Source organism: Chitinophaga silvatica (assembly GCF_003419895.1).
GTDB lineage: Bacteria > Bacteroidota > Bacteroidia > Chitinophagales > Chitinophagaceae > Chitinophaga > Chitinophaga silvatica.
The window spans coordinates 159,402-182,873 of record NZ_QPMM01000013.1; the positions used below are offsets into that span (position 1 = coordinate 159,402).

Consider the following 23,472-nt stretch of genomic DNA (forward strand, 5'->3'; position numbering starts at 1 on the left):
AAATTACAAACATGAAAAATCACTTTTTTCTGGCAATAATAGTAGTGGTAGCACTGGTAGCCTGCAACAAGAGCTTCCTGGATACCAAACCTACGAATGCAATTCCCGACGATCAGGTTTTTAATTCTGCCGATAATATTGAAACCGTAATTAACGGTACCTGGTCCTATATGTTTGAGGAGTTCTTTACCTATGCAGTGCCTGGCTACAAGTCTATAGACCTGACCAGCGACGCAATGGGTAGCGATATAGCTGTTACCCAGTCATACGGTTTAAGAGATGCCTACGCATTTACAGAAATGGTGGATAATACCAAAAATCGTGTTAACGCTTTCTGGACTATTCTCTATAAAGTAATTGATAACTGTAATAATATTATAGCTAAGGTAGATAATGCTACTGGTGATGCCGGCAAAAAGCAACGTCTGAAAGGCCAGGCATACGCGCTTAGAGCTAATTGCTACCTGAGGCTCGCTTCTCTTTATCAGTTTAATCAAACTGGCTCCGAAAAGGCAGTTCCTATTTACACAGAACCTTCTGGTCCTGCTTCTGAAGGTAAACCAAGAGCTACTGTTGCCGAGGTATATGCCCAGGTAATTGCAGATCTGAAATTAGCTATTCCTCTGTTACAGAATTATCAGAGAAATCCAACTCAGAAGTGGAAGATAGATGCAAATGTAGCAAATGGATTATTGGCCAGAGCCTACTTATATAACCGCCAGTGGTCCGATGCCATTACAGCGGCTGTAGCGGCTCGCCAGGGGTATACCCTGATGTCGGGCGATGATTACAACAAAGGATTCAATGATTTGAATAATGTTGAATGGATTTGGGGGCATGGACAAACGCCAAATCAAAGTAACGCCAGCTACAATTTTCACTACCTGGATGTTTCTTCTCCTGCATCGTATTACCAAAGTTTTATGGCTGATCCGTTTTTCAAAAACTTCTTTGATAGCAGTGATGTGCGCTTTAAACTGTTCGATTGGGATACTTTACCAGACCAGGAAGGATATCTGCGATATAAGAAGTTCAGATTCCGCGATCCTAGTGCTTTAATCGGAGATCTTGTACTGATGCGTGCCGCTGAAATGTATCTGATAGAAGCAGAAGCATATGCACAGTTAGGAAATCCTGGTAAAAGTGCCGCCGCACTAAATGCATTACGTGATGCAAGAAGTGCTACACATTATCAGGGTGCCGGTTCCTTGATGGATACCATCCTGATAGAACGTCGTAAAGAATTATGGGGAGAAGGTTTCGCTATTTCGGATATCATTCGTACGGGCGGTACCGTAGTCAGAAAACCATTCCTTGCATATAACGGAGAAGATAGTATTATCAGCGTACCCAGGGGAAATGGTACTTTTGTAGAAGTAGCTGCCCAGGGGCATCTGACGCTCAGACAACCAGATGGAAATCCTTTTACGCCTTATAGTAAATATTATCTGTTTGCAATTCCGATATCAGAAGTTCAGAATAATCCTAACCTAAACAAATAAGCATGGAAAGGGTGGCGCTAATGTGCCACCCTTCTTATTTTTTGATGTTTATTTCAGTTGTATCTGACGGTTAATAACGTTTTTCGAAGTGGTTTTTTAATGTAGCAAATAGTGTTTCACGTTCAGTAGCCGTTGATTTGTTTGCCATAGTATAAAATAACTTAATTAAATATCCTGACAACGGAATGGCTATGAGATCTGTTTATGATATTTCAAAGGTGAAATCCGCATCCGTTGTTTGAACTGCCTGTTGAAATAGGAAACATTGTTAAAGCCGCTTTCATAGCATATTTGAGCAATCCCGGAATTGGATGATCTCAATAATTCACAGGCATAACTGATCCGCAGATCATTCACAAATTCAGAAAGATTTTTCCTTGTATGTTTCTTAAAATATCTGCAAAAAGCAGCAGGAGATAAATGGGCTATTTCGGCAACATCCTCTAATAATACATCCTGCCGGAAATTGTCGAGCAGGTAGTGATATACTTTATTCATTCTTTCTGTGTATTTGAAAATATTAACGGAAGAATGATGTTCTGTAGATAATACTTCAAATTCATCTGAACGTGAAAGTGTATTCAGGATACTAAGCAGGCAGGCAGCACCTTCCACTTCGTCTGCATGTACCATTTCCTGAAGTTTTTTTGCTACTTGCTCTCTTGTATTTCCATTAAACGAAAGGCCATAACGGGAGCGGTCAAACAATAACTTAATCCATCTGAATTGCGGAATGTTGAATAGCTCCGGGCCCAGACAGTCTTCCCGAAATTGTAATACGATTTGATGAACCTCCCTGTTGCCGGGTAAATGTTTGTTATAAAAGGTATGAGGAAGATTAGGGCCAAAAAAGCAAAGATCATTAGGATAGAAATTGGCAATTGAATTACCTACATATCTCTCCCCATTACTTTTCATCACAAAAATTAGCTCATATTCGGGATGAATATGTAATGGAAAATCATTGTAGGGAAATTGTTCTTCCTTGACAATAAACAACTTATCACCTGTGATGATTTTTTCAACAAATAGCTTCATTATATCAATATTGTACAAAATCTTGGCAATTGCCTGCAAGTATTATGGTGCTTTTACCTATACTTTTGGCCTAAAATAACATTTTTCTGACCTAATTGATAGCTGATATGCGCCGATTCCCATTTCCTGTGCTTTTGATCCTTTTAGTATATGCTCCTAAAAAACTATCGGCACAGGAACATGCTAAATATCCTGTTACCCGTGTACCTCTGCAAAAAGTTAGAGTTGATGATCCCTTTTGGTCGCCCAACCTTAAGAAATGGGCTGATATAACGGTAACGGATGTATTAAATAAGTTTCAGGGAGATTATATCCCAGACAGGGATGATCTGATAGCAGAAAAAAACGCTACTGGCCGCACCCGCGATGCATTTCAGAATTTTGATCTGGTTGCTCAGGGAAAGAAGAATTCAGGGGGAAGCGATGGCCCTCCCTGGTATGACGGACTTATTTATGAAACAATCAGTGGTGCATCCGATCTGTTGATTACCCATCCGTCACCTTCTCTCGAAAAAAGATTAGATAGCTGTATCAGAAGGATCGCGGCTGCCCAGGATGCCGATCCGGATGGTTATATCAATACCTGGACAACCCTCAATCACAACAATCAGCGCTGGGGCACCAACGGAGGTAACGATCGTTGGCAACACGATGTATACAATGCAGGAATGCTGGTGGAAGCCGGAGTACATCATTACAATGCCACTGGCAAGGTGAATCTCTTGTCTGTGGCAGTTAAAATGGCTAATTATATGTGCAGGGTAATGGGCCCGGCTCCCAAATATAATATTATGCCTGCTCATGCCGGCCCTGAGGAAGCTTTTCTGGAGCTTTATCAATTATTCCATACCCAGCCTGCATTAAAGAAGAAATTAAATATTCATGTTTCGGAAGATGATTATTTTTTATTGTCGAAATACTGGATTGAAATGCGCGGCCATTACGCCGATGCTGATGGCTCAAGACTTCGTACTTCCTTCGGAAGCTATAACCAGGACCATTTACCGGTGTTTCAGCAAAAAACGATTGAAGGCCATGCTGTGCGTGCAACTTTACTCGGAACTGCAATTGCTGCTACCGCAGGCTTAAATAGTAACAGTAATTACATTCAAACTGCAGATAATTATTGGAATAATATGATTGGCCAGCGTTTATTCATAACCGGTGGACAAGGTGCCATTGCCAACGATGAAAAGTTTGGAGATGATTATTTTCTTCCCGAATCTGCGTATCTCGAAACCTGTGCTGCCGTTGGGGCCGGATTCTTTAGTGAGCGTATGTTTGAGTTGAAAGCGACGGGTAAATATATCGATGAATTTGAACGGGTACTTTATAACAATATCCTCTCCGGTATTTCTATTGATGGCAGGCATTATAATTATGAAAATCCCTTGATCTCAATTAATAATCAGCGCTGGTCATGGCATAGTTGCCCTTGTTGTCCACCTATGTTCTTAAAAATGATGGGGGCTTTACCTTCATTCATATATGCCACAGATTCTACCGGTTTATATGTCAATCTATTTATCGGAAGTACAGCTACCACTAAAATTGGAAATACTCAGGTAGCTATAAAGCAGCAAACAGCTGGTCCATGGACGGGCAAAACGAAAATTACTTTATCTACCCAAAATCCTTCCGTATTCAATCTTCGCATTAGAATTCCCGGATGGGCCAATGGAAAGGAGAATCCTTTCGATCTATATCAATCTAAAACAACAGACAGTGTAAGTTTATTGGTTAATGGTCATAAAACCGCTATAAATCTTGTTAATGGCTATGCAGCAATTAACAGAAAATGGAAAACCGGAGATCAGATCGAGTTGATTTTTTCTGTAAAACCAAGATTGGTATATCCTTCTGCAGCTATTAAAACATTGGAAGGAAAGGCTGCAATTGCAGCAGGTCCATTGGTCTATGCAATTGAAGATCGGGATGAATTGGAACATCCTGAGCTCAATAGTAATCCTGATTTTAATGTAGAAGCTGTCAATTCAGCATTGGGGGAAATAAATATTATTAAATCTACTTTCAAGGTGAATGGAATAGCTAAAACCCTTACCGCTATTCCTTTTTATTCAATAGGTAATAGAGGAAAAGCAAATCACACAGTTTGGTTTTCAGTACCCCATAACAACAATATTACTGTAGAAGCCAATAATGTACTAAATACAATCACCCCACATCTCTATGGTTCCAATATCGAGGATGTAAATCATGAAATTTACGGCGGTTTCTATGAGCAAAGGATTTTTGGAGAGAGCTTTGAAGAACCGGCAGTAGGTGTGAATTTCAGGGATTGGAAACGTTATACCGGATTCTGGACATCAAATGGAAGTGAAGTGGATGGAATAGCTATCAGGCCAGGCAGAAATACTACTCGTATTATGGGGCCAAAGAAAATTCGTATTGGGGTTGAACCAGACGAAAGTGCAAAATTGATTTATTCACCACTAATATTAAATAATGGTACTGTTTCAGTAGAACTTAAGTTTTCTGGCAATGGTAATGGAAATGGAGGATTATTACTGGGAGTGAAGAAGGCCGGGGCTGGTGCCGATAATTTTATTGGGTATGAAATTAGCCTCGCCCGTGACGGAAAGAAAATAGTTTTAGGATATCACAACAATAACTTTAGGCTTTTAAAAGAAGTACCTGTATCAGTTAATCCTGAAAGCTGGAACCAATTATCCGTCACCGTGCAAAATGAAAATTTGAATATTACACTTAATAATTCAGCAGAGTCGGTTCTGACTTGGAAAACAGATGATATTACAACTTTAAACGGTAACATCGGTATTCGTACCTGGCAATCGGATATCGATTTCCGTAAAGCTCAAATCAATAACAAGTATATCCCGCTTACCGTTCCGGAGCAACAGATGGTAAGCTATAATTGGGATGCTGTTGTTGGCCAGGATGTAAAGGCTTCTTTTGCAATTGATAGTGCAGAGGCTATGAATGGAAAGCAATCACAGATCATAGAATTTATTGCAGGTAAAGGTCGCGCTGGTATTGCCAATCGCGGGCTGAATCGCTGGGGTATTGCGGTACAGGAATATCATGAATTGCAAGGAAGTTTATGGATGAATTATAATTCATTGAAAGGCCCGGTTACTGTTGCTTTAGAGAGTAATGATGGAGCTATTACCTATGCAACCCGAGAGCTTAAGCCAGGAAAGAAGGGTTGGCAGAAGTACAGTTTTACATTTCAACCTACCAAAACAGATAACAATGCAAGATTTGTCATCTACCTGAATGGAAAAGGAAAATGCAGGATAGATCAGGTAAGATTGGCAAGTACTGCCAGCAACACATTTCATGGGTTGCCAGTGCGTAAAGACATTGGAGAAGCTATTCAACAGGAAGGTGTTAAGTTTCTGCGTTATGCTGGTACTATGGTTAATGCCCCGGAGTATAAATTCAGCAAAATGTTAGGGCCTGTAGATCAAAGACCTCCATATGCCGGACATTGGAATAAATATAGTACCAATGGTTTCGGAATCGAGGAGTTCCTGCAATACTGTGAAGCGGCTGAGATAGTTCCGGTTTTTACGATAAATATTGAGGAAAGCCCTGAAGATGTAGCTTATATGATCGAATACCTGAATGGTAATAGTCAATCAGCAGGAGGGAAGCAGCGAATGCTTAATGGTCATGCAGCTCCATATCAAGTTAAAAATATTGAAATTGGTAATGAAGAAGTGATTTTTGAGGGAGATGATGATCAGTTATACCAGCATTATATTGATAGATTTTTGTTGCTGGAAGAAAGTATTCATAGAAAAGATCCTGAAATTCAGTTGGTCAATGCTGCCTGGTGGAGACCCGGCTCACCTAATATGGAGCGCGTATTTAAAGCATTAAATGGCAAGGCGGCATACTGGGATTTGCATGTGGATGCAGACCAGGCCGATAGTGGAAATAGAACCTATAAAATACTTAAAGAGATGCAGGATGCATTCCATAGTTGGGATCAGAGAACTACTATGAAAGTAGCAGTTTTCGAAGAAAATGGGGGGCTACATAATCTGCAGAGGGCATTAGGGCATGCAACAAACCTGAATGCTATCAGAAAGATGGGTGATTTTGTGTTGACATCCACTCCGGCAAACGGGCTCCAGGCCGACGGCCAGAACGATAATAGCTGGGATCAGGGCCAGATTTTCTTTACTCCTGATAAAGTGTGGGGCCAGCCTCCGTTTTACGCTCAACAGATGGCGGCATCAGCGCATCAGCCTCTCCTGGTAAAGTCTGCAGTCAACGGTTCTCTGGATGTAACAGCCACCCGCAGCGAGGATGGGAATAAATTAGTACTTCACGTAGTGAATACAGCTAAGACAAGTAAAACATCAGAATTGGTAATACAGCAATTCATGAATCGCTTACCAACGGTTACTGTATATACATTAAAGGGTCAGCTGGCGGATGAAAATACAGTTGATCATCCTGAGAAAATAAAAGTACAGACCCGCGAACTTAAAGTGTCTGCAGATGAGAAATTAGAATTTACCTTTGAGCCTTATTCCTATACTATCCTGGAATTTAGTAGATAAATGGAATAACTCGTTTGGTATGCTTCATATAGTCTTCGTATTCGGTATTGAATTGTGAAAGCAATACTTTTTCTTCTACTTGCATCCGGTAAATGAATACTAGCAGTACCGGAACAAAGGCTACAATCAATGAATACCAGTTATTTATTGATAAGCCATAGCCAAAGAAAGAAAGCAAAGAACCAGCATAAGATGGGTGACGCAGATATTTGTAGAGCCCATCTTTTTTTATCAGATGCCCTTCCCGTATTGTTACCATTACAGTAAAAAGCCTTCCTAATTGAGATATCGCTGTAAAGCGTATTATAATTCCTATAACCACTAAGATCAACCCTGTATAATTGATAAAAACGCTGGGATAGATCAATGCATGTGTGAATGTAGCCACTGGCCATGCGGCAGCGGTACTGGCAATAATAACAAACCAGAGAAGGCCAAGGCTGCCTTTGTCTTGTTGCTTTTTGTCGGTATCACTTCCTCTCAATAATCGGTTGAGTAATATTTCAGAAAGTAACCAGCCAATGTAAATGGTATAAAATAGATACCCATTTTGGGCGAAAAAATTTGAAGACATAATTGTAAGTTAAACATGGGTTATATACTCAATATATGCAATATTTATGACACACTCAAAATGTCGTATTTTAGCAGTATAATTAAATGTTGATGCAATGGAAAACCTGCAAACTTTATTACAATCTGATACACCAGTGTTGGTCGACTGTTTTGCTACCTGGTGTGGTCCTTGTAAGATGGTTCCTCCAATTTTGAGGGAAATAAAAGATAAAATGGGGGATAGTTTAAGAATTGTTCAGATAGATATTGATAAAAACCAGCAATTGGCTTCCCAGTGGCAAATTAGTAGTGTGCCAACATTAATGCTTTTCAAGGAAGGAAAGTTGTTATGGAGACAAAGTGGTGTTGTTCCTGCTCATCAATTAATTCCATTGATAAAAGAGAAAATTTAGGGAAGTAATCCTTTAGAATTAAAGTAAATCTGGATAAATAAACCCAGATCTAATAAGCCTGTTATCATTTTTTATGCGCATTAAGAAAGCTATCCTTGTATCATTTAATGGAAAATCAAACGCGGGAGGGGTGGAGAGAGTCGTCTATTATCTTGACGATTATTTTCGCAGTCGTGGTATTACTACAAAAATCATTACGGCCGACCTGCTAATCAACCGCACACTTTTCGGGCGTTTGTTGCCACTGCTTTTCAGGCACCGGCATTTCAAAAAGCGGGAAATGATTTATATGTCACGCTATGCCAGCGCTTACTTATGGTGGGCCAGGCGTTCCAATCAATTGGTTATTACCCAGGGAGAATCATCGGCATATTATCCGGTAGATATAATGTTTTTGCATGGATGTAATCATGCCATGGAACTGGCTCAGGGGCATAAAAGAGATACGTTAAGCAGAAATGCCAAACTACAGCAAAAAGGCTGTGAAAATGCCAAACAAATCATCTCAGTTTCCAGACTGATAAAGTCGGAAATCATTCATTGGTTTAATACGCCAGCTGATAAAACAGATGTACTGTTCAATTGCGTAGATACCAGTATTTTTTATCCCCATCCCCGGACAAATACACCCGAACGAACATTGATGTTTGTAGGGCGCCCTGTTCCCGAAAAAGGCTTTGCTATTCTTCAGCAGATTGCCCGCACGATGGAGCAACATACAGGTTGGAGGTTACTCGTGGTTACCAATAAACCACTGGAAGTTGATTACTTCGAAGGATGTACGAAAGTAACTGCGATATCCGGACTTACAATCGATAATATCTCCCGGGAGGCTTATGCAAAAGCTGATATGCTGATCGTACCTTCTGTTTACGAAGGATTTGAGATGGTAACGCTGGAAGCCCTTTCCTCAGGTATACCTGTAATCGGAAATGAGGTAGGCGGAGTAAAAGAATTAACAGAACAGAATTTCCCCGCAGTTTTTCGCCTGCCACAAATAGCTGCTGATTCTCCAGCGCTTTTACAATATTTCGATTCTGTATTAGAGAAGTTTCAGGCAGCGATGACGCCTCAGGAATTGCATGAACTGGTGAAGGAAAGATTCGGTGTAGCTACTTATTTCAATCAGCTGGATGAGTTATTGCTGAAAAAGAGAGTAGACGAATAAAGGGTTGTATTTTTTGACTTGTATGCTATTAGGTTAAAAGAAATAAGCTTTGATTATGATTGATGAATTTCTTCTACTGTAGCTATTTAGACAAGAGGAACGAGCCCCGATTTTATTATCTTTATTGGATTGATAGATTTCCTTGACCGTAGACTGGGCAGGGGTAAACCCTGCCCCTACAGGATTTCAGCGAAACTATATTTTCAGCTGGTAGAAATATACCATGTTAAATGTCAATCTACTAATTTCAATTCTGTAAAGAAATAAATCTACAATATGGAAACAGTAATTCGCTGAAGCCCTGTAGGGGCGGGGCTTGCCCCCGCCCAGTCTACGGTCAAGGAAATCTATCAATCCAATAAAGACAATAAAATCAGGGTCTATTTCCTCCTGACCTAATAGCTTGAGTTTGCCCAGAATAATCTATAAAAAGAAAGTTTGTTACCAAAAAAATCTATAATTTCTTCTTATGGCAATCTTGTATAAAAAGTTTGCAAATCCCTGATCAGGTTTGCGTAGATAGGTTGTGTAAATGCGATGAAAAGATCTGCTGGAGGAGGTGGTGGGATATCTTTTCCACCCATCAGTTTTTTATCCTCATCACTTAAGGCGCGTTCATCACCTTTAAATGTTCCAAATTGATTACGCCAGGTATAGCTGCCGGGAAGTCGGTCGGTCCGTCTTAATTTTCCGGTAGCGGCATCGGTTATCTGATAATCGAGTAATCCTTTAGACACAACGGTTTTGGTAGTGATAAAGAGTGTAGCCTTTACTGTTTGAGTATAGTTGATCTCTTTACCTGTGCTGTCTTTAGTTGTTTTTACAATAATTTCCTTGGATACATCTTTTTGTAGTCGATCTACATATGTTTCACCGATTACGAAATCATAAAACCGGAGATCAATAAATTCATCGGGGCGAATATTATCCTGGTGAGCGAGGCCTTCGTCATAGAATCTGACAAAACGGTTTACGCTTCCCCGTTGCAGCTCGTTGATAAGATAGTCGCGAAACTGATTGGCGGTAAATTGATAATAGGGGGCCCGAACTTCAAGCTGACTTACCATTACATTTACAACACCGATCTGAAAGGCTTCGTCTCTGAGTTGTTCGGCATCTTTATAGTGATTAACTAATTTGAGGGTAGCTGTAAATTCGTCGTATGCGTTTCTGGCGCTTGCTTTGTCGTTTCTCCGAAGGAGGGAAACTCCGATATTATATCTGGCTTCTGCGGCGTTTTCCTGGGCTCCGGTGATAGCAGTGCTATAATCTTTAGGCTTAACCAGTTGAAGGGCAGCAGGAGAGCTGTGAATTACCTGATAGAGGTTTTGCATGGCCCTGTATTCATTGCGGACCGATTCCCATTTCAGGGTATTATTACTGCTGAGATAGGAGTTGACCCTGTTATCACTTTCCTGTTGGGCATGTTGGTAGGCCGTTGCTAACAAACGGTTGGCAGTTACATCTTTGGGTTTGCGCTGCAGCTTTTTTACAAATACTTTTACAGCTTCATCATACCGGCCTTTATTGTAGAGCTTTTCACCGGATTTACAGCTCAAAAAAAGCATTGAAATGGCAAAAACGTAAAAGAGTTGCCGGAGTCGGATCTTATTCAAGGGATATACTTTATTTGAATTGTCTTCTGAGTTCCCGATCAGCATCTCTGGATTTAATAGATTCTCTCTTATCGTGTAGTTTCTTACCTCTTCCCACACCTATTTCCAGTTTAGCTAATCCTTTATCGGAAATGAATAAACGTAAAGGAATGATGGTATAGCCTTTATCCCTTAATTTATTTTCAATTTTTCTTATTTCACGTTTGGTCAACAATAGCTTACGTTCTCTCAGGGGGTCATGATTGGAAGAGGTGCCGTGAGAATATTGAGCGATGTGCAAACTTTTTACATAAAGCTCTCCTTTGTTGAAATAGCAGAATGAATCGTTAAAACTCACTTTCCCTCCCCGAATCGATTTGATTTCGGTACCAAGCAACACCATGCCTGCAACATATTTATCTTCTATTGCGTATTCGTAATAAGCCGATCTGTTCTTTTGTTCTGCCATAATCTAGTATTGGGATTACAAATGACAAATTACGGATTTAAAAGCCAATCCAATGAAAGAGCTTCTAAATCCGTAATCAGTAAGGTTTGTAATATTAGTTTTTAAACAAGGAAAGCAATGTTGCCAGTCTTGTTTTCAGTTCTTTTCTATCCATTACGAAATCCAAAAATCCATGTTCCAGGAGGAAGTCGGCACTTTGGAATCCGGGAGGAAGGTCTTTTTTAATTGTTTCTTTAATGATTCTTGGACCTGCAAACCCAATCAATGCTCCGGGTTCTGCAATGTTAAGATCTCCCAACATTGCATAAGAGGCACTTACACCACCGGTTGTAGGATCTGTCATCAAAGAAATGTAAGGTAATTTAGCATCAGCCAGTTGCGTGAGCTTGGCGGATGTTTTTGCCATCTGCATGAGTGAGAATGCACTTTCCATCATACGGGCACCACCTGATTTTGAAATAATCATTAATGGCTTCCTATGTAAAATGCAATGGTCTATAGCTCTGGCAATCTTTTCACCTACCACAGAACCCATTGAACCACCGATAAAGTTAAAATCCATACATGCTACAACCAGATCATTCCCTAAAACTTTACCATCTGCAACCCTCATGGCATCTTTCAGGCCGGATTTTTTCTGCGCATCCTTCAACCTGTCGCCATATGGCTTAAGGTCTTTAAAGCCTAAATAATCTGTTGGGTAGATATTGGAAAATAGTTCTTCGAACTCCTTGTTATCAAATATGATATCAAAATACTCTGCAGAGTTAATGCGGTTGTGATAATTACATTTATCACAAACATAATAATGCTCCCTCAGATCCTTAACAGTAGTGGTTTTTTTACAGTTAGGACACTTATGCCACAATCCATCAGGTGCTTCTTTCTTTTCACTGGTGGTCGTAGAAATGCCTTGTTTAATTCGCTTAAACCAGCTTGACATATTTCACTATTAGATTAGAAAATAGTTGTGCAAGATACGAATTATAGAATAAAGCCAAAAACATATCGAAAAAAGCTTAAAGCATAATCCCACTAAGGTGAGGGGTAACTTTAACGTTTCTTTGCCCTCATCTATCTAAAAATACAAAAGCTACTATAGTGAAAGTAATAATATATATAAATTATATTATATTTTACCAACACTAAAGCAGCTTTTGTCTTATAATGTAGCGCCCGATTAAGCGTTTCTGTTAATACAGTTCAGGTCGCTGAACGCTTCTTCAAGTCTCTTAACAAAGGTTTCTTCACCTTTACGGAGCCAAACGCGAGGATCGTAATACTTCTTATTTGGCTTATCCGGACCTTCAGGGTTACCTAATTGTCCTTGCAGGTAATCTTTCTTTGCTTCGTAGAAATCATGAATACCTTCCCAGAATGCCCATTGCATATCTGTATCGATATTCATCTTAATTACTCCGTAACCCAGTGATTCTGCAATCTGGTGTTTTGGAGAACCACTACCACCATGGAATACATAGTATACTGGCTTAGCTTTGGTATTGAATTTTTGTTGGATATATTCCTGGCTGTTGTGCAGGATTACCGGACGTAATTCTACGTTACCTGGAGAGTAAACGCCGTGTACGTTACCAAAAGCCGCAGCTACAGTGAAACGAGGACCTACCTTAGATAAAACTTCGTAAGCATAGGCTACATCTTCCGGTTGGGTATATAATTTAGAGTTATCTACTCCGGAATTGTCTACTCCGTCTTCTTCTCCACCAGTTACGCCTAATTCGATTTCGATAGACATACCCAGTTTGTTCATTCTTTCGAAGTATTTATGCGAAATCTCAATATTTTCAGCAATTGGCTCTTCAGAAAGATCCAGCATGTGAGAGCTATACAGCGGTTGGCCATGCAGTTTGTAAAACTCTTCACCCGCAGTTAATAAACCATCGATCCATGGAAGCCATTTTTTTGCAGCATGGTCGGTGTGCAATACAACTGGAACGCCATAGTATTTAGCCACTTCGTGAACGTGCTTAGCACCGGAAATACCACCAGCTATATTGGCTTGCAGTTTATCGTTCGGCATACCTTTACCAGCAAAGAATTGTGCCCCACCATTGGAAAACTGAATAATTACCGGTGAATTCACCTTTGCCGCTGTTTCCAGTACCGCATTCACGGAGTTAGTTCCTACAACGTTTACTGCAGGCATTGCAAACCCGTTGTCTTTGGCATCGTTATACAGCGCATCCAGCTCTTCGCCGAATAATACGCCAGCTCTGTATTTTCCCATACTCAAAAATGTGTTTTAATTTTTTAGGAGAGCAAATATAAGGAGTTAAAAAGAAGATTTATAGCGAAATGTAAGTCCTTATCTATTAAATCTATTGGAAGAATAACGTATTTTACCCCTATCAACATCTACCCGCATGAAAGTTTTTATAACAACCCTCCTTTGTTGCCTGGTCATTTCCTCATTTGCTTCCATTGATCGGACCACCAACGATTCTGCCCAATTCTTTACCTCTTTTGATGGCACTAAAATCCACTATACAGTCAAAGGATCAGGTAATCCAATCCTCCTGGTACACGGGTTTATCGTTGATGAAAGTTCCTGGCACAAGGCGCCTTTGTACGATTCCCTGTTGAAAAATGGATTTCAGGTAATTACCCTCGATTTGCGTGGCAATGGCCTCTCGGATCACCCACATGATAGCCTGGCTTATCTCAATGATGCTGAAGCTAAAGACATTATGGGGCTTGTTACCTATCTCAACTTACCAACTTACCGGGTAGTTGGCTATTCCAGAGGGTCTATCATTGTAGCCCGCCTCCTGGTACTGGATACTCGTGTAAGAAGCGCAGTAATGGGGGGTATGGGAATCGCTTTTACCAATCCTTTATGGCCAAGACGACTCCAATTCTACGATGCATTATCCGATAAATCGGTTCCCGAACTGGCTGAAATGGTAAAATATGTAAAGAAATCAGGATTAGATCAACGTGCCCTCGCCCTTATGCAATTTGGGCAACCCAGTACTTCTCCTGAAGAATTAAGCAAAGTAACAAAACCGGTTCTGGTGTTAGGTGGCGATAAAGATCCTGATAATGATACAGGTGGTTCCCTGGCCGCATTAATGCCGGTAGGCATGCATGGAACTGTTCCGGGTGATCACAATAGCGTTGTAAAAAGCAAACCGTTTGCAGACTGGGTCCTGCATTTCCTGCAGGAACACTAATATTTAGGTATGCAATAACTTATTAAAATATTCCGGCGCATATAATAACCTGCTTCCATACCAGGAAAACATTTCCCCGTCTACCAGTTTAATATTGGCTTCCGGTAACATTTCCTGCAATGCTAAAACATGCTTTTCCTTAAATGGATAGGGTTCGGACGACAATAAAATCCACTGATCTGGAACTTTCTTCAACTCTTCCAGTGAAATTTCGGGATATCGGGCAAGATTTTTAAACAGATTTGAAATGCCACATTTTTCAAGCATATAATTGATAAATGTATCTCCTCCTGCTACCATCCAGGGTTCCCGCCAGATAAAGTAGCTGGCATTTATTATTTTGTCTGATGGTTGAAGTTGGGCAAATGCCTGCTGAATATTTACAAGTAATTCCTGAGCAACTGCCCAACGATCTGTAATGGTGCCTATGCCATCTATCATGGCATAGGCATCTTCCAGGGTATGTATATCGCTTACCCAAACCGGGCAGATACTCATTAATGCTTCAATATCGCTTTGCAGATTTTCTTCTTTATTGGCGATAATTAAATCGGGGGATAGTTGCTTTACAATATCTATATGTACCTGTTTAGTGCCACCCACTCTTTGTTTGCTGTGAAACCACGTCGACGGATGTACGCAAAATTTGGTAATTCCGACAACTTCATCTTCTAGCCCCAAACTAGATAGTAATTCGGTCTGGGATGGTACCAGCGACACAATTCGTTTTGGTGCTTCTGGTATCTCAACTTCTCTGTTTAACTGGTCTCTGAAAATCATATTATCTTCCTAATGCCTGAATAATATCGTATTTGGTTACGATATGGTGATTACCGCTATCATCTCTGGTTAGCACTGCGCCATTTTCTCTGTTGATATACCCGGTAAGCTTTTCTATTGGTGTATCCTGGCCAACGAGTGGGAATGGGTTTTGCATCACCGTCCGTACAGCTGCATCTTTTAAATGGGTATCATCTATCAGTTTATTGAACAATCCATTTTCCGAAACAGCGCCAATTATTTCACCCTCAGCAATTACAGGAATATGTTCTATATCAAATTTCTTCATTTTAGCAATTGCTGTACTTACTTTCTCGTCTGCTCCAATAGTGACTAAAGGTTGATTTTTGCGACTATTGATTACATCCTTTACAGTTTTTACATCCAGGAAGCCGCGTTCCATCATCCATTGGTCATTATATACTTTCGCAACATACCGGCTGCCATGATCATGGAAAATAACCACAACCACATCGGTAGGTTTTAGCTGTTCCTTCAGTTGTAATAGTCCGGCAATCGCTGATCCGGCAGAATAACCAACGAAAATTCCTTCTTCCTTGGTGATTCTTCTGGCCATTACGGCCGCATCTTTATCTGTTACTTTTTCGAATGCATCAATAACCGACATATCATAGTTCTGAGGTACAAAGTCTTCTCCAATACCTTCCGTGATATAGGGATATACTTCATTCATATCGATGATGCCGGTATCGAAATATTTTTTCAGAAGGGAGCCATAGCTGTCAATAGCCCAAACCTTGATAGCAGGATTTTTTTCTTTCAGGTATTTACCGGTTCCGGTAACGGTACCGCCAGTACCTGTAGCCACTACAAGATGGGTGATCTTGCCTTCTGTTTGTTCCCAGATCTCGGGGCCGGTTTGTTCGTAATGCGCATCCCTGTTGGCCAAATTATCGTACTGGTTCACGTAAAAGGAATTAGGCACTTCGGTAGCCAGTCGTTTCGATACCGAGTAATAGGAGCGGGGATCTTCAGGTTCTACGTTTGTTGGACATACAATTACTTCGGCACCCACAGCTTTGAGGATGTCTACTTTTTCTTTAGACTGTTTGTCTGTAGTAGTAAAGATACATTTGTAGCCTCTCACAATGGCGGTGAGGGCAAGCCCCATACCTGTATTACCCGACGTACCTTCAATAATGGTACCTCCGGGTTTGAGCAACCCTTTTTGCTCAGCTACATCAATCATTTTTACGGCCATCCTGTCTTTAATGGAGTTGCCTGGGTTAAAAAATTCAACTTTTGCTAGCACGGTGCAGGGTAATGAAGCAGTAACCTTGTGCAATTTCACCATTGGGGTATGGCCTATTGTTTCCAGAATGTTATCACAATATTTCATATATATGAGGTTGTACTTTTACGAATGTAAGGGTTTCCGTGTTTCTCGCAAAGCGGCAAAGAAGCAAAGACGCAAAGGAAATTAATGATTATTTTAAAGGCTTCAGTCTGGTTTATAGCCTTATAGTTATCAATTAAAGGTTCCCTAAAAATATTCGCTATGATCCTAAATTTCCTTTGCGTCTTTGCTTCTTTGCCGCTTTGCGAGCAATATTTACCATTATATTTGCCAACAGATGAGTGAAAGAATATTTATAACCGGGATTGGTACAGGGGTCGGAAAGACCATCACCTCAGCCTGTGTTACAGAAGCCCTGCAGGCCGATTACTGGAAACCAATTCAAACCGGCCTGATGGAAGGCACAGATACTGATACCGTTCATGCTTTATTGTCTAATGATGTGTCAGTTTGTCATCCTGAAGCCTGGAAACTGGAAGCACCAGCATCCCCGCATCTGGCTGCGAGACTGGAAAATAAAACTATTAATCCTGATGCAATTATAGCGCGGGTTGAATCATATACACCCGTAAACCGGCCACTGGTTATTGAAGGCGCCGGCGGCTTGTTGGTTCCTGTAAATGATCATTATTTTACAGCTGAATTAATTTCAGATTTAGGAGCTAAAGCCTTGATAGTAGCGCAAAATTACCTGGGTAGCATCAATCATGCATTACTTACTTCAGCTATGCTGAAACACCTTGGAATTCCCGTTTTAGGCTGGGTATTTACAGGCGATTATCACTCCAATGAAGACGATATTGTGAAATGGAGTGGCTATCCAAAAATTGGTCGTATACCCTGGACGGAGCATGTAGATAAGTCATTTATTCAGCAACAGGCACAGTTGTTGTCTGCTTCCCTCCATACTTTACTGGCATGACCACTAAGAAGGATATACGAAAACATTTCCTGGAACTTCGATTAAATATGCCTGATGCGGAAGCTGCTGAACTGAATAACCAATTACTGCAGCAGGTACAGCTTCTTACGCTGAGCGAAATCAGAATAGCCCATATTTTTCTTCCTATTTCCGAGAAAAAAGAAGTCGACACCTGGCCAATGGTAAAATGGTTCAGGGAACATTATCCTGAAATTGAATGGACAATCTCCCGGTCTGATATGCAGTCAGGAGACATGCAGCATTTTTTGTGGAAAACCAATACTGTTCTCGTTAAAAACAAGTTTGGTATACCCGAGCCAGCGAGCGGAGAACTGATCGAACCATCGGAGATCGACCTGGTTTTTGTTCCAATGCTGGCATTCGATCTGCATGGCCACCGAATTGGCTATGGCAAGGGAATGTATGACAGATTTTTGCACCAATGCAAACCCGAAGTGAAAACAGTAGGACTATCCATCTTTGAGCCGGTAACTGAAATTAAAGACATTGAGCCCTGGGACATTCCGTTGCACAGCGTAGTTACCCCGACTCAGATTTATCAATTTAAATGAAATAACCGTGTTGAGCTACCTGAAATTTCTATTATACCCCTTCTCTCTGCTTTATGGCCTGGTAATGTGGATCAGAAACCGGTTTTATGATAAAGGCTTGCTGACAGCCGTACAATTCGATTTACCCGTTATAGCTGCCGGTAATCTTTCAGTAGGAGGAACCGGTAAAACACCGCATGTCGAGTATATGATCAGGCTATTGAAAGACCATTTTAAAGTGGCTACATTAAGCAGGGGATACAACAGAAGAACCAGCGGATACATATTGGCAGATGAAAATAGCACAGCTGCAGATATTGGGGATGAACCCATGCAGTTTCATGATAAATTCCCGGAAATTAAGGTTTGCGTAGGAGAAGAAAGAATGCTTGCCATTCCTCAGTTACTGGGAGATGAACCCGAAACGCAGGTAGTACTGCTGGATGATGCATTTCAGCACAGATCAATAAAACCCGGATTGAATATAATGATTACCGATTATAGCCGGTTGTTTACCCGCGACTATGTAGTGCCATTCGGCCGCTTAAGAGAAGGTCGGCTTGGCTATCATCGTGCAGATTGTATCATTGTATCTAAATGTCCGCCCACCATGTCGGTTGCCGAAAAGCAGGCATTAGAGAAAGAAATCAATCCATTGCCGCATCAGCAACTCTTTTTCACTACCTTGCAGTACGGAGCTCTAACAGATATGGTTACCCATCAACCTGTTGAGATTCCGGCTTCAGCAACTGTTTTACTGGCCTGCGGAATCGCCAGACCAGAGCCACTTGTAGAAGAATTAAGAAAACGTTTTGATCAGGTCTATTTATTATCATTCCCTGATCACTATTATTATACAGAAAAGGATATTGCAAAAATTAAGAAAGAATGTAACGACTTACCAGGAAACAACAAATTTGTAATCACTACGGAAAAAGATGCGGTAAGATTACAATTATTAAAAGCAGCATTGGCAGAACAAAACTTGCAGATGGCTGTTATGCCAGTTGAAATAACATTCCTTTTTGGTGAGGCGCCATTATTTAATAACTTTATTTTTGACTATATCAATCGGTATCAACTGATTACCAGTTAATGATCACCTTACAACTTACACATGAGTAAAAGAAAGAAAAATAAGCGGAAAGATAAACGTAACCATTTTCCCCAGCAGCAAAATAATAACGGATCAAAGAGAGTCTATAAAGGACTGGTAGAAGTAACCAGGTCGGGAATGGCTTTTGTCATCGTAGAAGGTTTGCCAAGGGATATCATGGTAAAGCAAAAGAATCTTAGCACCGCATTGGATGGAGACGAGGTATTGGTAGAAGTTTTGAAACAGGGCCGGCACGAAGGCCGGATGGAAGGGGTTGTAACGGATGTCACTAAACGTAGTAAAACCGAATTTACAGGCACCTTGCAATTAAACAAAGGGTTTGCCTTCTTAATACCAGATAAAGGGCTGTTTATGCCCGATGTATACATCCCTGCCAATTCTATTAAGGATGCAAAGGATGGTGATAAAGCTGTCGTAAAGATTGTTGCCTGGGGCGAAAAATCTAAAAAACCAGTTGGCGAAATCGTCGAAATTCTGGATGCCAACGACACAAATGACCTGGCTATGAAGGAAATCCTGGTGGAAGCCGGCTTCCCTTTAAATTTCCCTGCCGAGGTACTCAACGAATTAAGCCGGATTCAGGAAAATATTTCTGATGAAGAAGTAGCCAGACGTAAAGATGTCAGAGACGTTCTTACAATGACTATCGACCCGGTAGATGCAAAGGATTTTGATGATGCTATCTCAATTCGTTTACTGAAAAGCGGATGGTATGAAATCGGTGTACATATTGCCGATGTTAGCCATTACGTAAGACCTGGAACCGCACTGGATCTCGAAGCCGATAAACGGGCTACCTCTGTTTACCTGCCAGACAGGGTTTTACCAATGCTACCTGAGAAAATTTCAAATGAACTTTGCTCACTGCGCCCTCACGAAGATAAACTGACCTTCTCCGCCATTTTCCAAATGAATGAAAAGGGCGAAATCAAGCAACACTGGATTGGTAGAACCGTGATACATTCCAACCACCGGTTTACCTACGAGGAAGTACAGGAGATTATTGAAACAGGTGAGGGCCCATATAAAGAGGAAGTATTATTGTTGAATAAAATTGCACAAACTTTCAGGGCAGAACGTTTTGCAAAAGGAGCTATCAATTTTTCATCCCAGGAGGTAAGATTTAAACTGGATGAACATGGTAAGCCTCTGGGTATTGTAATCAAAGAGAGCAAGGAGGCCCACCAATTGATCGAGGAACTGATGCTGCTTGCCAACCGGACTATTGCTACCTATGTAGCCAAAATTCAGGTAAATAAACAACCAGTGCCTTTCCCGTACCGGGTACACGATACTCCGGATCCTGAAAAGCTGAGAATATTTTCTTTGTTTGCAGGTAGGTTTGGATATCGTTTTGATCTTTCAACCCCTGATAGCATCGCCCGTTCTTTCAATTATATGTTACAATTTGTGCAAGGGAAACCAGAACAGCCAGTATTGGAAACACTGGGTATCCGCACGATGGCGAAAGCCGCATATACAACCGATAATATTGGCCATTATGGTCTTGGGTTCGCCGATTATTGTCACTTTACCTCCCCGATTCGCCGATACCCCGATGTACTCGTACACAGAGTATTGGCCGAATGCCTGAGCAATAATGTGCATCCGGATAAACAGATGGAACAAAAGTGCAAGCATAGCTCAGAAATGGAGAGAAAGGCTATGGAAGCCGAAAGAGCAGGTAACAAATATAAGCAGGTAGAATACATGCAGCAGTTCATTGGTGAAACCTTTGAAGGTGTAATCAGTGGCGTTTCTCATTTTGGATTCTGGGTTGAAACTATCGATACTAAGTGCGAAGGCCTTATCAGTATTCATAACCTCAGCAAAAAAGAAGACTTTACATACAACGAGAATGAATATTCATTAGTCGGACAAGCATCCGGCCGTAAATTCAGTATTGGTCAGAAAGTTTCCATTCGGGTAGTTGCAGCTAATCTTGCTAAACGCCAACTGGATTACGATCTGGAAGAAGAATTGAGCGGCACCACTTATGCGGCTAATGCTCCAAAAGGCAGAACCAACAGGCCTCCATTTGCACCGGAGAAAAAGAAACAGAAAGAAAAAATCAGGCGTCAACCAACTCCTGCTCCAATTCCTCCTGTTTCGTTGGGCGAACCTACTCCAACTCCAATTGTGGATGTTGTAGAAGCAGAAACTCATATTGCCGTTGCTCCAGCTACCACAGAAGAAGTGAAAGCACCGGCCCCTGCAAATCCAACTCCTGAAAAGATAGAGGAAGTGACGAAAGAAGCAGGAGTTACAATTAAGGACTCTGGTACATTAAGTCCGGAAGGTCCTAAGAAGAAAACTAAGACTACAAAAGAAGAGAGTGCAGTAGCTCCTAAAAAAGCAGCTGCCAAAAAGGAACTTAAGAAGTCTAAAGAAACAAACGTTATCGCTCCTAAGGAAGCAGCACCAGAGAAGAAAGCGAAGGAAGCAAAAGAAGCAAAAGAAGAAAGTGCAGTAGCACCTAAAAAAGCGGTTACGAAGAAATTGAAGAATTCTAAAGAAAAAAGTGTAGAGGAAGCGGCACCAGAGAAGAAGGCTAAGAATACAAAAGAAGAAAGTGTAGTAGCGCCTAAAAAAGCCGCTGCTAAAAAGAAACTGAAGGATTCTAAAGTCGAAAGTCAAGTAGCTTCTAAAAAAGCGACGCCAAAGAAGAAAACCAGGAATACAAAAGAAGAAAGTGTAGTAGCCCCTAAAAAAGCGGCTGCCGGCAAGAAACATAACGATACTAAGAAAACGGCTGCTAAAAAGAATGTAAAGGAAGAGAAAACAACGGCTGCCGGGAAGAAAGCAAAGGAAACAAAAAAATCCGTTGCTGTGAAAAAAGAGCAGCCGAAGAAGAAGGCAACACCTGTGGTAAGCAGCGCTAAAAAGAAAGCGAAAAAAGTTGAAGTTAAGAAGGCGGCTCCAATCACTAAATCATCTAAAGCTCCGGCATCAGCCAAAAAAGCAGCAAAAAAGGCTGTTGCAAAAACTGCAGCCAAAGTAGAAGCTAAAAAGGCAGCTCCCAAGAAAAAGGCGGCAGCTCAAAAGGTTGTTAAAAAATCCGGAACCAAGGCAGCAGTAGCCAAAAAAGCAGCTCCTAAAAAAGGGGCGGCTAAAAAAAAGGCAACACCTAAGTCTTCCAGCCGGCAAATAAATGATTCAACAAAAAAAACAGTAACTAAAACATCAGCTCCTAAAAAGGCAGATAAAAAGGTTGCTCCTAAAAAGACGGAAAAGAAAAAGCGTAAATAATGCATTCATTTAAAGAGTTAATAGCGCAGTTTAATCAATATTTTGATCAGCAAAAGTTCCCGGAACAACCTGCAACACTGTATAATTCTGCCAGTCATATTCTAAACATGGGAGGGAAGCGTATACGTCCTGTTTTATGTTTAATGGGTAACGAATTATTTAATGAGCTAAATCCCGATGCATTTGAAGCCGGAACAGCGGTAGAACTGTTTCATAACTTTACATTATTGCACGACGATATTATGGACAAGGCGCCGCTGAGAAGAGGTAAACCAACTGCCCATACAGTATACGGTGAATCGGCAGCCATCCTGGCCGGAGATGTAATGTTGATCAATGTATATGAGCATCTGAATAAAGTGAATGCCGGATACAAGCAAAAGATCATTTCTGTCTTTAACCGCGCAGCCATTGAAGTGTGCGAAGGACAGCAAATGGATATGGATTTCGAATCGTTGGACCCTGAAGCCGTACAATACGACGATTATGTAAATATGATCGGATTGAAAACCTCCGTATTGCTGGCCGCAAGTTTACAAATGGGCTCCATCATAGGTGGAGCCGGAGATGGAAACCAGCAGCATCTTTACGCCTTCGGAAAGAATGTTGGAATTGCTTTCCAGATCCAGGACGATTACCTGGATGCCTTTGGCGACCCTGAGAAATTCGGTAAGCAACAAGGGGGCGATATCCTGGTCAATAAAAAGACCTTCCTTTTGCTTAAAGCCTTTGAATTATGTAACCCTGCCGAAAAAGAGCAGCTGAAAAAGCTGTTAACTTCCTCGCCGGATGATAAGGTAAACAAGGTGTTGGATGTATTTAGCAGCTGCAAAGTTGATAAATGGGCTGAAAAGGAAAAGGAGAGATTTACCCAACTGGCTTTTAATAACTTAGATGAAATTGCCGTCTTATCTGCAAGAAAAGAACCATTGAAAGAATTAGCTAACTTTTTACTGGAACGGCAGCAATAAGTTTTATATTTAAAATCGCATTATATTCGCGTGTCTATTTTCAGGACATAAGAAAGATGCTGCGCACCGATTAA

At 41.0% G+C, this 23,472-nt stretch carries 18 protein-coding genes; 10 read left to right on the forward strand and 8 right to left on the reverse strand.

The features are described 5' to 3' along the window. Positions 1-11 precede the first annotated feature (11 nt). Positions 12-1,502 (forward strand): RagB/SusD family nutrient uptake outer membrane protein, encoded by a 1,491-nt coding sequence (locus DVR12_RS23090; protein WP_199417181.1) that lies wholly within the window; start codon positions 12-14, stop codon positions 1,500-1,502. Between the two features lie 189 nt (positions 1,503-1,691). Here the strand turns inward: DVR12_RS23090 and DVR12_RS23095 are convergent, their stop codons facing one another. Beyond that, positions 1,692-2,540 (reverse strand): AraC family transcriptional regulator, encoded by an 849-nt coding sequence (locus tag DVR12_RS23095; RefSeq protein WP_147323528.1) that lies wholly within the window; start codon positions 2,538-2,540, stop codon positions 1,692-1,694. A gap of 107 nt (positions 2,541-2,647) precedes the next feature. Between DVR12_RS23095 and DVR12_RS23100 the strand changes: the two genes are divergently transcribed. Further along, complete coding sequence (locus DVR12_RS23100) at positions 2,648-7,096, forward strand: beta-L-arabinofuranosidase domain-containing protein (RefSeq protein WP_116978178.1); 4,449 nt, start codon at positions 2,648-2,650, stop codon at positions 7,094-7,096. On the opposite strand, the gene DVR12_RS23105 is transcribed toward DVR12_RS23100, so the two are convergent. Further along, positions 7,086-7,670, reverse strand: coding sequence for a methyltransferase family protein (locus DVR12_RS23105; RefSeq protein WP_116978179.1), 585 nt, complete (start codon positions 7,668-7,670; stop codon positions 7,086-7,088). The two genes, DVR12_RS23100 and DVR12_RS23105, sit on opposite strands and share 11 nt — an antisense overlap. Before the next feature lie 97 nt (positions 7,671-7,767). Between DVR12_RS23105 and trxA the strand changes: the two genes are divergently transcribed. Next, positions 7,768-8,064 (forward strand): thioredoxin, encoded by a 297-nt coding sequence (gene trxA / locus DVR12_RS23110; RefSeq protein ID WP_116978180.1) that lies wholly within the window; start codon positions 7,768-7,770, stop codon positions 8,062-8,064. 73 nt (positions 8,065-8,137) lie between these two features. Then, positions 8,138-9,232 carry a glycosyltransferase family 4 protein gene (locus DVR12_RS23115; RefSeq protein ID WP_116978181.1) on the forward strand — a complete coding sequence of 365 codons (1,095 nt, stop codon included), beginning with the start codon at positions 8,138-8,140 and terminating at the stop codon, positions 9,230-9,232. A gap of 467 nt (positions 9,233-9,699) precedes the next feature. On the opposite strand, the gene DVR12_RS23120 is transcribed toward DVR12_RS23115, so the two are convergent. From DVR12_RS23120 to fbaA, 4 genes are all read right to left on the reverse strand, one after another. Then, positions 9,700-10,848: a tetratricopeptide repeat protein gene (locus tag DVR12_RS23120; protein ID WP_147323529.1), complete on the reverse strand. Its 1,149-nt coding sequence runs from the start codon at positions 10,846-10,848 to the stop codon at positions 9,700-9,702. A 10-nt stretch (positions 10,849-10,858) separates the two neighbouring features. Beyond that, complete coding sequence (gene smpB / locus DVR12_RS23125) at positions 10,859-11,296, reverse strand: SsrA-binding protein SmpB (RefSeq protein ID WP_116978183.1); 438 nt, start codon at positions 11,294-11,296, stop codon at positions 10,859-10,861. Positions 11,297-11,390: 94 nt separating this feature from the next. Further along, a complete protein-coding gene (accD, locus tag DVR12_RS23130) occupies positions 11,391-12,239 on the reverse strand; it encodes an acetyl-CoA carboxylase, carboxyltransferase subunit beta (RefSeq protein WP_116978184.1) in 849 nt (282 codons plus the stop codon). Between the two features lie 237 nt (positions 12,240-12,476). After that, positions 12,477-13,544 (reverse strand): class II fructose-bisphosphate aldolase, encoded by a 1,068-nt coding sequence (fbaA, locus tag DVR12_RS23135; RefSeq protein ID WP_116978185.1) that lies wholly within the window; start codon positions 13,542-13,544, stop codon positions 12,477-12,479. A 136-nt stretch (positions 13,545-13,680) separates the two neighbouring features. Between fbaA and DVR12_RS23140 the strand changes: the two genes are divergently transcribed. After that, on the forward strand, positions 13,681-14,490 hold the full coding sequence (locus tag DVR12_RS23140; protein ID WP_116978186.1) for an alpha/beta fold hydrolase: 810 nt from the start codon (positions 13,681-13,683) through the stop codon (positions 14,488-14,490). A 3-nt stretch (positions 14,491-14,493) separates the two neighbouring features. Here the strand turns inward: DVR12_RS23140 and DVR12_RS23145 are convergent, their stop codons facing one another. Then, a complete protein-coding gene (locus tag DVR12_RS23145; RefSeq protein WP_116978187.1) occupies positions 14,494-15,270 on the reverse strand; it encodes an ABC transporter substrate-binding protein in 777 nt (258 codons plus the stop codon). Between the two features lies 1 nt (position 15,271). After that, entirely contained in the window at positions 15,272-16,630 is a 1,359-nt protein-coding gene (locus tag DVR12_RS23150; protein WP_116978188.1) for a pyridoxal-phosphate dependent enzyme, read from the reverse strand. Between the two features lie 235 nt (positions 16,631-16,865). Between DVR12_RS23150 and bioD the strand changes: the two genes are divergently transcribed. From bioD to DVR12_RS23180, 5 genes are read left to right on the forward strand one after another with little or no spacing between them, the layout of a single operon-like run. Beyond that, positions 16,866-17,510, forward strand: coding sequence for a dethiobiotin synthase (gene bioD, locus DVR12_RS23155; protein ID WP_116978189.1), 645 nt, complete (start codon positions 16,866-16,868; stop codon positions 17,508-17,510). Then, on the forward strand, positions 17,507-18,082 hold the full coding sequence (locus DVR12_RS23160) for a 5-formyltetrahydrofolate cyclo-ligase (RefSeq protein ID WP_116978190.1): 576 nt from the start codon (positions 17,507-17,509) through the stop codon (positions 18,080-18,082). Before bioD ends, DVR12_RS23160 begins: the two co-directional genes overlap by 4 nt. Before the next feature lie 7 nt (positions 18,083-18,089). Next, complete coding sequence (lpxK, locus tag DVR12_RS23165) at positions 18,090-19,157, forward strand: tetraacyldisaccharide 4'-kinase (protein WP_116978191.1); 1,068 nt, start codon at positions 18,090-18,092, stop codon at positions 19,155-19,157. 21 nt (positions 19,158-19,178) lie between these two features. Then, entirely contained in the window at positions 19,179-22,427 is a 3,249-nt protein-coding gene (gene rnr, locus DVR12_RS27950) for a ribonuclease R (protein ID WP_233522449.1), read from the forward strand. After that, positions 22,427-23,398, forward strand: a complete 972-nt coding sequence (locus DVR12_RS23180) for a polyprenyl synthetase family protein (protein WP_116978192.1) — start codon at positions 22,427-22,429, stop codon at positions 23,396-23,398. Before rnr ends, DVR12_RS23180 begins: the two co-directional genes overlap by 1 nt. Positions 23,399-23,472: the final 74 nt, after the last annotated feature.